This window comes from Polaromonas sp. (genome assembly GCF_018780625.1).
GTDB lineage: Bacteria > Pseudomonadota > Gammaproteobacteria > Burkholderiales > Burkholderiaceae_C > Polaromonas.
On the sequence record NZ_JADMJK010000235.1, the window covers coordinates 1 to 12,605 of the forward strand.

At 60.5% G+C, this 12,605-nt stretch carries 14 protein-coding genes; 7 read left to right on the plus strand and 7 right to left on the minus strand.

Features of this window, described 5'->3' with window-relative positions:
* Positions 1-56 precede the first annotated feature (56 nt).
* From gspI to gspG, 3 genes are read right to left on the minus strand one after another with little or no spacing between them, the layout of a single operon-like run.
* Positions 57-419 (minus strand): type II secretion system minor pseudopilin GspI, encoded by a 363-nt coding sequence (gspI, locus tag IV091_RS16710; RefSeq protein WP_293470387.1) that lies wholly within the window; start codon positions 417-419, stop codon positions 57-59.
* Positions 416-1,114 carry a prepilin-type N-terminal cleavage/methylation domain-containing protein gene (locus tag IV091_RS16715; RefSeq protein WP_366807017.1) on the minus strand — a complete coding sequence of 233 codons (699 nt, stop codon included), beginning with the start codon at positions 1,112-1,114 and terminating at the stop codon, positions 416-418. The genes gspI and IV091_RS16715 overlap by 4 nt, the downstream gene beginning before the upstream one ends.
* A 55-nt stretch (positions 1,115-1,169) precedes the next feature.
* Positions 1,170-1,631 carry a type II secretion system major pseudopilin GspG gene (gene gspG / locus IV091_RS16720; RefSeq protein ID WP_293470388.1) on the minus strand — a complete coding sequence of 154 codons (462 nt, stop codon included), beginning with the start codon at positions 1,629-1,631 and terminating at the stop codon, positions 1,170-1,172.
* Positions 1,632-1,655: 24 nt separating this feature from the next.
* Here gspG and IV091_RS16725 point away from each other — a divergent pair, with 24 nt between their 5' ends.
* Positions 1,656-2,111: a type II secretion system protein N gene (locus IV091_RS16725; protein ID WP_293470389.1), complete on the plus strand. Its 456-nt coding sequence runs from the start codon at positions 1,656-1,658 to the stop codon at positions 2,109-2,111.
* Between the two features lie 325 nt (positions 2,112-2,436).
* On the opposite strand, the gene ilvA is transcribed toward IV091_RS16725, so the two are convergent.
* Positions 2,437-3,984: a threonine ammonia-lyase, biosynthetic gene (ilvA, locus tag IV091_RS16730; RefSeq protein WP_293470390.1), complete on the minus strand. Its 1,548-nt coding sequence runs from the start codon at positions 3,982-3,984 to the stop codon at positions 2,437-2,439.
* On the opposite strand from ilvA, the gene IV091_RS16735 reads away from it, so the two are divergent.
* From IV091_RS16735 to IV091_RS16745, 3 genes are all read left to right on the plus strand, one after another.
* Positions 3,977-4,177: a hypothetical protein gene (locus tag IV091_RS16735; protein ID WP_293470391.1), complete on the plus strand. Its 201-nt coding sequence runs from the start codon at positions 3,977-3,979 to the stop codon at positions 4,175-4,177. The two genes, ilvA and IV091_RS16735, sit on opposite strands and share 8 nt — an antisense overlap.
* A gap of 183 nt (positions 4,178-4,360) precedes the next feature.
* The gene (locus tag IV091_RS16740) at positions 4,361-4,819 is read left to right on the plus strand and encodes an OsmC family protein (protein ID WP_293470392.1); all 459 of its coding nucleotides are present in this window, start codon (positions 4,361-4,363) and stop codon (positions 4,817-4,819) included.
* 14 nt (positions 4,820-4,833) lie between these two features.
* Positions 4,834-5,076 (plus strand): DUF1640 domain-containing protein, encoded by a 243-nt coding sequence (locus tag IV091_RS16745; protein ID WP_293470393.1) that lies wholly within the window; start codon positions 4,834-4,836, stop codon positions 5,074-5,076.
* A 290-nt stretch (positions 5,077-5,366) separates the two neighbouring features.
* On the opposite strand, the gene coq7 is transcribed toward IV091_RS16745, so the two are convergent.
* From coq7 to IV091_RS16760, 3 genes are all read right to left on the minus strand, one after another.
* Positions 5,367-5,996, minus strand: coding sequence for a 2-polyprenyl-3-methyl-6-methoxy-1,4-benzoquinone monooxygenase (coq7, locus tag IV091_RS16750; protein WP_293470394.1), 630 nt, complete (start codon positions 5,994-5,996; stop codon positions 5,367-5,369).
* A 115-nt stretch (positions 5,997-6,111) separates the two neighbouring features.
* Positions 6,112-7,407 (minus strand): porin, encoded by a 1,296-nt coding sequence (locus tag IV091_RS16755; protein WP_293470395.1) that lies wholly within the window; start codon positions 7,405-7,407, stop codon positions 6,112-6,114.
* 438 nt (positions 7,408-7,845) lie between these two features.
* Positions 7,846-8,907, minus strand: coding sequence for a porin (locus tag IV091_RS16760; RefSeq protein WP_293470396.1), 1,062 nt, complete (start codon positions 8,905-8,907; stop codon positions 7,846-7,848).
* Between the two features lie 559 nt (positions 8,908-9,466).
* Here IV091_RS16760 and IV091_RS16765 point away from each other — a divergent pair.
* The 3 genes from IV091_RS16765 (at position 9,467) to IV091_RS16775 (ending at position 12,380) form a co-directional block, all read left to right on the plus strand.
* Complete coding sequence (locus IV091_RS16765) at positions 9,467-10,468, plus strand: porin (protein ID WP_293470397.1); 1,002 nt, start codon at positions 9,467-9,469, stop codon at positions 10,466-10,468.
* A gap of 569 nt (positions 10,469-11,037) precedes the next feature.
* The gene (locus tag IV091_RS16770) at positions 11,038-12,078 is read left to right on the plus strand and encodes a porin (protein WP_293470398.1); all 1,041 of its coding nucleotides are present in this window, start codon (positions 11,038-11,040) and stop codon (positions 12,076-12,078) included.
* A gap of 89 nt (positions 12,079-12,167) precedes the next feature.
* A complete protein-coding gene (locus IV091_RS16775) occupies positions 12,168-12,380 on the plus strand; it encodes a hypothetical protein (RefSeq protein ID WP_293470399.1) in 213 nt (70 codons plus the stop codon).
* Positions 12,381-12,605 lie beyond the last annotated feature (225 nt).

The window sequence follows — 12,605 nt, forward strand, 5'->3', positions numbered from 1 at the left end:
CAGCCCCCTCGGGGGGCAGCGCATGACACGAAGTGAAAAGCGTGGGGGCCATATCGCTAGAACCTCCCCACCACGGTGGACAGGCCCAGCAGGTAGGCCGCACCATCAAAAACCTGTGCTTCAACCCGCAAAAAATTCGGGTTGGGCGTAGCTTGTACCGACAGCCTGACCGCCAGGCTCCGGCCCGCCTGCTCGCAGCTTGTCGTGTTGTCTCCCACTGGGGGCATTTGCCGCGCAAGGCGCATGTTGACCAGCGCGTTTTCGGCGCACAGCTGGGCCAGCAGCTGGTCGGACTGGCGCTCGGCATTGCGGGTCAGCGACGCCGTGGCGCGCACGCCCGCCGTCAGCGCGATGGCCACAATGCCGAGCGCCACCAGCACTTCCACCAGCGTGAAGCCCAGGGACTTTTTCAGGCTCATGGTGTGCCGGGTGTCGCTGCCGCGCCCGCCTGCACTGAAAAAGGCCTCACGCCGTCGGTCGCCAGTGTGAGGCTGCGCCCCGGGTTCGAGATGGATAGCAGGCGAATCTGCTGCGGCCCGATCACCGGCTCGGGGCCCAGCACCACCGCGCCAGAATCGGCCGCCACCTGCACGTCGTGGCCCAGCCAGTTCGAAGGCAGGGCCGAATCGGCCAGGCCTTCAAAGGCGAAGCCCGTCGGCGTGGCCCGCCAGCGCACCGGGATGGCCGTCATGCGCGACTGCGCCCGGGCCGATTCCAGCAAGGCCGCCAGCCGCTGCGCTTCACGCTCCAGCGCCGTGGCCGACGAGTCGCGCAAAGACAATCCGACCCCCGCCGTGGCCACCGCCATGATGGCCACCACAATCAGCAGCTCCAGCAGCGTAAAACCGCCATGGCGGAGCCTGGTTGCCAGCGAACGCGGCAAAGCGTCTTGAGCGGCAGGCGTGGGGGCGATCGGCCGCAGCGCCGGGCCGCCCCAAGCAAGGCCAGCCCCCTCGGGGGGCAGCGCAGCACACGAAGTGGCAAGCGTGGGGGCGATCGTGCCGTGCGCCGGGCCGCCCCAAGCAGGCACAGCCCCCTCGGGGGGCAGCGCAGCACACGAAGTGGCAAGCGTGGGGGCGATCGTGCCGTGCGCCGGGCCGCCCCAAGCAGGCACAGCCCCCTCGGGGGGCAGCGCAGCACACGAAGTGGCAAGCGTGGGGGCTATATCTCTAGTCCCAGCTGCCAACATCCGCATTTTTGCCCTCACCGCCCGGCTGCCCATCCGCGCCGAAAGACATCACATCAATCTCACCCTTGACGCCAGGGTTCAGGTACTGGTAGGGGCGGCCCCAGGGGTCGTTGGGCAGCTTGTCCAGATAGCTTTTCCAGTTGGTCGGAATCGGCCCCGTGGTGGGCTTGGCCAGCAGGGCTTGCAGACCCTGCTCGGCCGCCGGATAGCGCTGGTTGTCCAGTTTGTACAACTTCAGGGCCTGCATCAAATTGTTGACGTCGGTTTTGGCGGCCGTGGCGCGCGCATCGTCGGCACGCTCCAGTACGTTGGGCACGATCAGCGCGGCCAGCACGCCAATGATCACCAGCACCACCATCAACTCGATGAGGGTAAAGCCGGCCGAGAAGCGGCGCCGCACGCTGCGCAGGCCGGAAAGGGGGGAGTATGGTCGTGTAATCATGGTTCGATCAATGATAATCCAGCCATGCAGATAAACGCTTACAGCCTGTGGTCAACCCGGATCGTGACGTTCGCCCTGGCAGCCCTGGCGGCTGGCAGTGTTGCGTACTGGGCGCTGAAGGGCATGGGCACATCCACATTGTCCGCTGCGTCGCCTGTAGCCCTGGCCCCTGCGCCGCCTGCAGACCCCCAAGCCGTGGCCCGTGCGCTGGGCGGCGGCCTGGTGGTGGCGCAAGCGGAGCCCGGCCAGGGGCCGCCGGCCAGCAGTCGTTTTGTGCTGGCCGGGGTGGTGGCAGACAGCGCCCATGGCGGTGCGGCCCTGATCGCAGTCGATGGCAAGCCGGCCAAGCCCTACCGCATCGGGGCGGCGGTGGACGGCCGGCTGGTGCTGCAGTCAGTGGCAGCGCGGCGTGCGGTGCTGGCCGCCAATCTGAGCGCGCCCGCCGAAGTCACGCTGGAGTTGCCGCTGCCAGGCAAGTAGAGCTTTTGCTATTTCAACTGTAGCTACCCTATGACGGCCGTCATTCCCGCGAAGGCGGGAATCCAGTGAGAACATTCGCCGGACCTTCAAGCTGCTCTGGATCCCCGCCTTCGCGAGTTTTCTGTATCCGGCCCGATACCGCACACGAACCTTGAACAAAGTCCTCGTCACTGCGAGCGCAGCGCGGCAGTCCATGACTGCGCTTTTTCGGCGATGGATCGCCGCGCTTCGCTCGCGATGACGAACCAGGGACTGTTCAGGGAAAGGATGACGCTGGGTGTGAACAGCGATTGCGCGCGAGACGCCCCGCCCCCGAGTCCTTACCTTATTTTTGAAGAAACAGCCGGTACACCGGGTTGTCAGTCTCTTCCACATGGGGGTAGCCCAGCGTGTCCAGAAATGACTTGAAAGCCTTGTTGTCGGCCTCGGGCACCTGCAGGCCCACCAGAATGCGGCCATAGTCGGCGCCCTGGTTGCGGTAATGGAACAGGGAAATGTTCCAGCCTGGCCGCATCAGGCTCAAAAACTTCAGCAGCGCGCCCGGCCGCTCAGGAAAGATGAAGCGCAGCACCCGCTCCCCGCCCGACAGCGCGCTGTGGCCGCCCACCATATGGCGTATGTGTTCCTTGGCCAGTTCGTCATGCGTCAGGTCCAGCGCCTCAAAGCCGTGGCGGGAAAAGGTGGCGGCAATCTTGCTGCTCTCGCCCTTGGCCGAGGTGGTCAGGCCCACAAACACGTGGGCCTTGGCGTCGTCGCTGATGCGGTAGTTGAACTCGGTGACGCTGCGCTGCGCACCGGGCAGTTCGCCGATCAGCGCGCAAAACCGCCGAAAGCTGCCGCGCGCCTCGGGAATCGTGACGGCAAACAGCGCCTCGCGCTCCTCGCCCACTTCGGCCCGCTCGGCGACAAAGCGCAGGCGGTCGAAGTTCATGTTGGCGCCGCACAAAATGGCCGCGTAGGTCTCGCCTTGGGTCTTGTGCGTGGCCACATACTGCTTGATGGCCGCCACGGCCAGCGCGCCGGCCGGCTCCACGATGCTGCGGGTGTCGACAAACACATCCTTGATGGCCGCGCAGACCGCATCGGTGTCCACCGTCATGAACTCGTCCACCAGCGCGCGGCTGATGCGAAAGGTTTCCTCGCCCACCAGCTTGACCGCCGTGCCGTCTGAAAAAAGACCCACGTCCGGCAGCGTCACGCGCCTTTTGGCGGCCACCGACTGCATCATCGCGTCGGAGTCGTTCATCTGCACGCCGATGACCTTGATCTCGGGCCGCACCGCCTTGATGTAGTTGGCCACGCCAGAAATCAGGCCGCCGCCGCCAATCGCCACAAACACCGCGTCCAGCCGGGTCGAGCCCAGGGTTTGCAGCTGCCGCAGGATTTCCATGGCAATCGTGCCCTGGCCGGCAATCACGTCCGGGTCGTCAAACGGATGGACAAAGGTCAGGCCCTGCTTTTTTTGCAGCGCCAGCGAATGCGCGTAGGCGTCTGAATAGCTGTCGCCGTGCAGCACCACCTCGCCGCCCCAGCCCTTGACCGCGTCAATCTTGAGCTGTGGCGTGGTGGTGGGCATGACGACCACGGCGCGGGTGCCGAGCTTTTGCGCGCTCAGCGCCACACCCTGGGCGTGGTTGCCGGCCGAGGCGCAAATCACGCCCTTCTTGAGCTGGGCCGGGCTCAGGTGCGCCATCTTGTTGTAGGCGCCGCGCAGCTTGAAGCTGAACACCGGCTGCTGGTCTTCGCGCTTGAGCAGCACGGTGTTGCGCAGGCGCTGGCTCAGGTTTTTCGCGGGCTCCAGCGCCGACTCCACCGCCACGTCGTAGACGCGGGCGGTCAGGATTTTTTTCAGGTAGTCAGCGGGCTTGAGCACCTTGCCAGAAGGATTTTTGGCAGGTTTTACGAGGGCTTTGGCGGCTGAAGGCGCCGTTGAAGATGCAGGGGGCGGACTTGGTTTTTTGGAGGTTGGCATGGTTTTCTCGCAGCCTGACATCATAAAGGCCAAGAAAAAGGGCAAGAAAAAAGGCCCAGACCTTGCGGCCTGGGCCTATAAATCCACCCTTTGAGGAGGTGGAGGAGACAACCAGTGCAAAAATAAGGGCAGTAGCTAATGATTACTAGTACTTACCCGTAGAGATGCGATGAGTTTAGTATAGCCCGAGCATGTTGCGGCGCAACATATTTTTAGTAAATATTCACAATCTGCGCAAATTTTGCGTATAAGTTTTTTTGTATAAGGAATGTCAACGATGGAATGCACAGTGAGCTGGACAGGCACAAGCGCGGTAACCGGGTCGCGCTCGGGCATGACGTTTTTAGCCGAAACCGGCAGCGGCCACACGCTGGTCATGGACGGCGCACCCGATGCCGACAAACCCGAAAATGGCGGCGCCAACCTGGCCCCCCGCCCCATGGAAACCGTGCTGGCCGGCACCGGCGGCTGCACCGCCTATGACGTGGTGCTGATTCTCAAGCGCGGCCGCCATGATGTGCGGGGTTGCTCGGTCAAGCTCAGCTCTGAAAGGGCTCCGGTAGATCCCAAGGTGTTCACCAAAATCCATATGCACTTTGTCGTGACCGGGCGGGCTTTGTCCGCCGGCGCCGTGGAGCGCGCCATTGCCATGAGCCACGACAAGTACTGCTCGGCCACCATCATGCTGGGCAAGACGGCAGAGATCACGACCAGTTTTGAGTTGGTGGAGATTTGAGGTAACTTAAAAGCATGGCGACCATCACCTTTGACTCTGAAAAGCTGGCTGACAGGCTAAAAACCGCAGGATTCACTCCGGAGCAGGCGGAGACCGTCGTGCGAGTCATTGCAGAGGCGCAAGATGAGCTAGTCACAAAGAAAGACCTTGAAATTGCCTTGGCTCCGCTCAGGGCTGATGTTCAGCTACTGAAGTGGATGATGGGTTTTGTTTTGGCAGGCGTGGTCGGCATTCTGCTAAAGCTTTTCTCAATCTGAAATCTTGACTTCTCTGCGCGCTACCGTACTCATGACCTTGGCCGCAGAGTTCGCAGGATGAGCCCAAAGAGCATCACGCGACAGACATGGGGCTAAGGATCTGACAAACCGTAACTTCCCGTCATTCCCTCGTATGCGGAAATCCAGCAAACCGGGTTGAACGCTCCAACGCGTCTGGATACCCGCCTACGCGGGTATGACGAAGGGACGTTATGACTGACCGCATCCTACGGGGTGATCAAAGATGTCGGCCTACGTCTGCGCTAACTGACCTACCCGACTTGTTGGCATTACACCCGGTGCGCCACCGTCGTCATGACCCTGGCCGCCGAACGCATCATCGCCTTGACGGGCGCCGGTAGCTGCAGCGCGCCCGCATCTTCAGCCTCCCGCGCATGCTGCGCCTCGTCGTCCTTCATCTGCGCCACGATGGCGCGCGACGCGTGGTCGCCTTCGGGCAGGCGTTCCATGTGGCTGGCCAGGTGCGCTTCCACCTGGCGCTCGGTTTCCACCACAAAGCCCAGGCTCACGCGGTCGCCCAGCCGGCTGGCCACCAGCCCCAGGCCAAACGCGCCCGCGTACCACAGCGGGTTGAGCAGGGAAGGGCGCGCCCCCAGTTCGTCCAGCCGGTCCTTGGTCCAGGCCAGGTGGTCGCCTTCCTCCCGGCTGGCTTGCAGGAAATGCTGGCGCAGCGCCGCGTCGCGGGTGCCCAGTGCCTGCGCCGCATACAGCGCCTGCGCGCACACCTCGCCCACATGGTTGACCCGCATCAGCGCCCCTGACAGCGCCTTGTCTGCGGTGCTTAGCGCGGTGGCCTGGTCCGCCAGCGTGGGGCAGGCCCTGGAGGCCCGGGGTTTGGCAAACAGCGTGCGCAGCGCACTGTCTGCGGCGTTCAGGGCAAGATCAAGCGAAAGGGTCATGGGCGCAATGGTAGCGCCGACGCGGAAAAATAAAAAGGCAAGAAAAAAGCCCCCGGGCAGGAGGCTTTCAGATGCGGCGTCTCAAGCCGCAATACCGCGATACCGCAGTAGCCGATCAGAAGTAGTGGCGAATGCCAAACGCCACGTTGGTGGAATCGGTGCCCGCAGACGACGTGACGCCGCCCAGGAAGCCGTTGCCGCCAGGCGCCGCTTGTCCGGCGCCCTTGTTGTTGAAGCGCGTCAGCACGGCATTCAGGTTGGTGCGCTTGGACAACGCATAGGTGTAGGTGGCGCCGTAAGAGTCCGTGTCGGCGTTGACGGCACGCTTGTCATTGAGCCGGTTGTAGGCCACCACCACCGTGTGCACACCGCTGGTGACCTTGTAGCCCACGTGCATGAGGTTGGCGTCTTGCCTGAATGCTGCGTTGTAGGCATTTTGGTATGCCGTACCTACGGCAGGGGCCAGCGCTGAGGGAAGACCATTGGCTATGGCACTTGCAGCGACTCCGCCACTGATCGAGCCCAAGCCGCTTGGATTGTTGTCTTTGATGGTCGCGTACTGGCCGTACAGTGTGCCGGGTCCCACGTCCACCGTTGCGCCCAGGACGTTGTTGGTCAAGGATTTTTGGCCAAACTCGTTTTTCTTCTCGTTGTGGCCAAAACCAACCGAGAAACCGTCGGCTTTGTACATCACCATGCCGCCCAGGAAACGGCCTGCGGAGCTGTTGCCCGCGACTTCGCCCGCGCCGTACATCAAGGTAGCGGTGATGCCGCCCGTTTTGATGCCGTATTGCAGCGTGTTGCTCAGGCGGATGTCAAATGCTGCAGGCAGGCTGGCAACCTGGCCGGCAGCCAGGCTCGACTGGGTTTGCGACGCGTCGAACGCTGCCGTGGTCAGGTAGGCTGGTGTGTACTGGCGGCCCAGGGTGAATGCGCCAAAAGGCGTGATCAATCCGGTAAAGGCCTGGCGGTCAAACAGATTGCCGGCAAGGTTAACGCCGAACGCGCTGTTTGCGAGGTTGGTGTTAGTACCGGCAATGAGTCCCGCTTTCAATGCAGGTGGAATAGCGAGGTTCGTCAGGCTGGCAGCTACGGTGCTGGCGATGCGATCAGGCAATTGCGTCCCAGACGCAGGACGGTTGCTCATCGAACCCGTATCCAGCTCAAAACGGCTTTCCAGCGTGAAAATGGCCTTGTAGCCACCGCCAAGGTCTTCATTCCCGCGCATGCCCCAGCGCGAGCCTTCCATGATGCCGCTTGCAATCGCCGTCGACGACCCGTTTTTCAGGCCGCTGACGTAGTTAATGCCGCCATCCGCAACGCCGTACAGGGTCACGGTGCTTTGGGCCATGGCGGCTGTGGTCGACAGCAGACCCAGGACTGCGGTGGCAACGAATGTCAGTTTTTTCATAGAATTTTCAAGGAGTAGTGATTTGAGGGCGACCGGACAATGCGCAATTGGCTTGACGATTGGCTTGCAGTCAAAGGTTAATGGGGCCGCCACCGAAAGCCTAGAGGGGCCGCCAGCCGCTGTATCGCTTTGGGGACAATGGAAAACCCTTGGGTCCTGCGCGCTGTACACGCGCCTTCTCGGGGGCCTTTCGCACGGCCTGAAACTGCAGTCTCGTCTGAAGCGCAGCTTTTTTGCGCTGATTTTGGCGCGCTGCGGTTGGCCAATCCAGGGGGTCGGGACGCGCGTCATATTTTTTGCATTCCACTTTTAAATGCGTGGTGTGCAAGAGACAACAGGGACGCGCTTCTTAAACCCGCTACCAGTCAGTTCATTAGCCCAGGAACAAAAAAGCCGCCTTTCGGCGGCCCTCCTGGTCTTTTATCTGAATGATCGCGTTCAGAACGAATGCAGGACACCCAATGCCGTGCGGTTTGCGCTCGTCTGGCCCTCAATCGTGATCAAACCCAGGCTGGTGTCTTTCAGCGCAGCCGAGCCCGCCTTGGCATGCGTCAGTGATGCATACAGAACCGTGCGTTTGCTCAAGGCATATTTACCCATCGCAATGTATTGGTTGGCCTTGCCGTCCACGTCGCCAGATCGTTTCGTGTTGTAGTACGCACCCGTCAGCGTCAACGCGGGCGAGACCGAATAGTTCACCCCCAAGCCCGTCACCGCAATCTTGCGCTGGGTCGTGTCCACTTTATTTTCTGCATAAGTGGCGCGCAATTCCAGTGCGGTGGTCACCGCGTACTTTGCACCGCCGCCCCACAGCGTCAACGTGGAGTTGTCGGCCTGGTTCTTCAGTTTGGCATAAGCCAGGGCCGCACCGCCCGCTGCGCCCGCCGTGTAATAACCCGAAACGCCGGCGTAAGACCTGGCGGATGAATTGCCGGGCTGCTCACCAAAGCCGTACATCAGCGCGCCACCAAAACCCGACATCACCGGGGTCAGGTACTTGATGGAGTTGTTTTGCCGGAGCTGGGCGACGCCACCGACATTGGTTCCGTAGTCGCCATACAAGCTGCCCGCATTCAGCGCACTGAACGCCACGTTCGGGTTGGTGCCTGCATGTGCCAGGCTGATGGGGTCTGCCAATCCAATCGAATCAACACCCAGGATGTTCTGGCGACCCAGGTTGACCGAGCCAAAGCCACCCGACAAGCCCACCGTCGCCTGACGGTCAAACAGGTTTCCCGCCGCGCCACTGTCATTGAACAAGGTTCCCTCCAGACCGAAATTGGCTTTCAGTCCACCACCCAGATCCTCGCTTCCCCGCATACCCCAGCGCGAGGTCGCCATCTGACCTGCATCCATGGCCACCTTGGAGCCGCCAACCTGCTTGGTGGTGTGCACCACCGCCGCGTCAACAATGCCGTACAGCGTGACAGAACTTTGTGCCATGGCCGTGGTGGACAACATGCCCAGGACGGCGGTGGCAACAAATGTCAGTTTTTTCATGGAGTCTCCGAAGAATAGTAATTTGAAGTGAGCCGAAACAACAGTCAGGCGTTTTCAATGTCCGCCTGAGAGTTCGAAGATTAATGGGCTTGTTGCCGGCCGTATAGATCGTTACCACCTGGTGTATCACCTGTGAGACAGGGGGAAACCCTGAAGTTGTTGTGTCGATGCGCTGGCCTAAAAAGGCCGGGCTGCAAGAGCGGTGATTTCCTTTTTCCTGTGAACCCAGGCGTGTTGGGGGTGTCTGGTTCGGTTTCGGAAGGGCTTTCGGTAGGCAAAGAGCAAGAGCGGGTTTTGAATACTTTTGTTTGCCTGGATGTGGCGTGCAGGCCACATCACCCCGTTTGGGGCGCGGTTTGGCCCATCTTGTCGCCTGTGGTGTACCTATTGAGCACCAAAACAATGCGCAAACACCACCGGATGCACCTGTTTTGGCCGCTCCAGCGCCATCAAAGCGGCTAAAAAAGCCCGGCGACGTCCTTGCCCCGGTAGAAAAATGTTGGCACAAAAAATGCTGAACCCTTGTCGGGTTTTATTTTTCAATTTTTGGAGCTTTTCAATGAAAAAGAGTTTGATCGCATTCGCCGTGCTGGCTGCTTCGGGCGCCGCGTCCGCACAATCCACCGTCACGTTGTACGGCATTGCCGACGTGTGGCTGGCCAGCACCAAGGCGGACGGCCTTCGTCAAACCAGGGTTGGCAGCGGCGGCATCAACCAAAGCCGCTTTGGCTTCAAGGGTTCAGAAGACCTGGGCAGTGGCCTCAAGGCCAATTTCCTGCTCGAGTCGGGCTTCAACATCGACACCGGCGCCTCCAGCGGATACACCGATGTGGCGGGCACCACGACAACTACCAATCTGTTCAGCCGCCAGGCCTATGTCGGCTTTTCGGGCGGGTTCGGTGAAGTCAAGCTTGGCAAAATGTGGACGGCCTACGACGACATTAGCGGCGTGACCAACCCGGGCTTCGATTCGGCCCTGTCGCCACAGAACAATGTCTGGATGAGCACCGGCTACAACGGCAACCCCGGCAACTCCGTGTATTACGCAACGCCTGCTTTCGGCGGCTTCAGCGGCGCTGCCAGCTACAGCCTGGGTGAAAACAAGACCGCAACCGTCGATGCGGGCAAGATCGCCAGCGTTCACGCCAAGTACGAAGGCGGTCCCGTCTTCGCCGGCGTGGCCTATCAGACCGAAAAGGCAACCGGCGCTGCCGACACCAAGAAGTTCACGCGCGCCAACGCGTCCTATGACCTGGGCGTGGCCAAGCTGCTGGCCGGCTATGGCCGTGTTGCACTGGCGGACCAGCGCACCACCGACTGGCAACTCGGCGCCGACTTCCCAGTCACCAGCGCCCTGACGCTGTCTGGCGGCTATGCCCGCTCCAAGGACAACACAGCCGCCGGCGACGCCAAACGCACCGGGCTGGGCTTGGCGGCCAGCTATGCCTTGTCCGTGCGCACCTCGCTGTACGGCGGCGTTCAGGCCAGCAAGGCAACAAAATCCGGCGCAGCAGACGTCAAGAACGACATCTACGCCGTGGGCATTCGCCACGCTTTCTGATTTTGGGCTGCACTGCGGCTAGCCGCGTATTAAAAAGCCAAAAGCCGCCTCGGGGATGCCTGGGGCGGCTTTTTTTGTGCTTGTTCTGCATAGGGGCGGGGTCCAGACTGTGGCCGTCACGGTGGGCACCGCAAGGCTTGGCCTTTTGTAGTTTGTAAGGCCATGTCGCCCCATGCCCCGTGATGGGCCAGGGCGCGCTGAATTGAGTCAGGATGGTGCTATTAATTAAATAGCTACTTGCCCTTGTCTGTATTTGGCTAAAGGGGTTTATTTCTTTTAATTGGCGGATTGGCGTGCGTGCTGTTTCGTGACTTTGTAGGCATTTTTGTCTCTTGCGTGCCTGTGGGAGGGTGTTGTATCTGGCTCACGCCACCCTTTTTGTTGTTGTTCATGTGCAACGGATTAACCTTTTTTCAGCGTATTTCTTTGCGCAACGCGTCCCTGTCTGGTGCAATAGACCCAACTTCCCGAAAGGGGGTTGGCCCGGGTCTCTGGGGGTGCTGCAAAGGTGAAAGCCTGACACAGTCCTCACGCCGGAGCCCTATGTTTAACCTTGGAGAAACTCTCAAATGAAAAAATCACTCATCGCTCTGGCTGTACTCGCTGCTTCCGGCGCCGCAATGGCCCAATCTTCTGTGACTTTGTACGGCCGTCTTGACGCCAGCCTGGGTCAAACCAGCAAAGAAGTGACTGGTTTGAATGCTGTCGGCAAAGTCAAGCAGACCGGCATCAACAGCAGCGACCTGAACACCACGTTCTGGGGCCTGAAAGGCTCTGAAGATCTGGGTGGCGGTCTGCGCGCCAACTTCGGCCTGGAAAGCGGTTTCAACATGGACAACGGTTCCGCCACCGGTACCCTGTTCGAGCGTAAAGCCATTGTCGGTTTGTCAGGCGCTTTCGGTGCTGTGGATCTGGGCCGCAACTACACGGCTTACGACACGCTGCGCGGTGCAACCAACAACGTCTATGACTCCAACTTTGCTACCACCAGCACGGTTTGGAACAACGGCATTAAAGACTACGCAAACCGTACCAACAACTCCATCAGCTACACATCGCCAAGCTTCGGCGGCATCAGCGGCCAAGTTGCTTACGCTTTCGGCGAGAACAAGAATACTGTTGTTCCTGCCGCCGGTACTGTTCCTGCTTACACAATCGGTGACGCAACCGACACGCTGAGCCTGCACATCAAGTACGCCAATGGCCCTCTGCTGGTCGGTTACGGCTATCAAGAAGAAAAGGTTGCATCTGCTACTGTTCAAGGCAAAATCAAGTACAACCTGGTTGGCGCGTCGTATGACTTCGGCATGGCCAAGCTGGTTGGTAGCTACAACCAAGCCAAAACCAATGCTCTGAAAGACAAAGAGTACCAAGTGGGCGTGAGCGTTCCGTTTGGCGCCGCTGCTATCGCTGCTGGTTACAGCAACTCCAAGAGCGAAGGCTTCAACGCCAACAACAAGGGCACCGGCGCAAGCTTGGTTGGTACCTACAACCTGTCCAAGCGCACCACCGTGTACGCTGGCTACGAGGCTACCAAAGTTGAGACCAACAATGGCCGTACCACCACCAAAGCAACGAACGTTGCTACTGGCGTTCGCCACACGTTCTAATTTTTCAGCTAGCGTCAGCTAGCGGTTAAATCAAGAATCAAAAAACCCCATCGTGGCAACACGGTGGGGTTTTTTATTGTGCGCCCAGCATGGGCGCACTCCTGGAGGTGCAAGTCCTCCCGCAAGCTGACCACAGCGAGCGAAGTGAAGCGCAACTGCATGAGGGCGACCGAGTGTGGGACAGGCAAGCGTGGAGCGTAAATCATGAGCCGATGAACAAGAACCAGATAGAAGGCGCTGACGATCAAGGCGAGCGGGCAATGAACCGCAAAGCTTTTGTGGTCAAGGATCAGGCGGCGTAAATCTGGCGGTTGTGTGATGAAGGCGTGCGTTCTTGCCTGGGGAGATCTCGCCTTGTGCCGGAAAGGGCGACGGTGCAAACCGGAGCGAGAAGTCAGCAGAGGTCGTGGTAGCTGGGGCCGGGGCCGCTGAGGTCGGAAGGCGACAAGCGAAGGACTGAACGAGAGTGCGTGACTGAGGACAGAGCAGATGTCAAAGGCCGTGCGTCAGATGCCGCAGCGATGCGG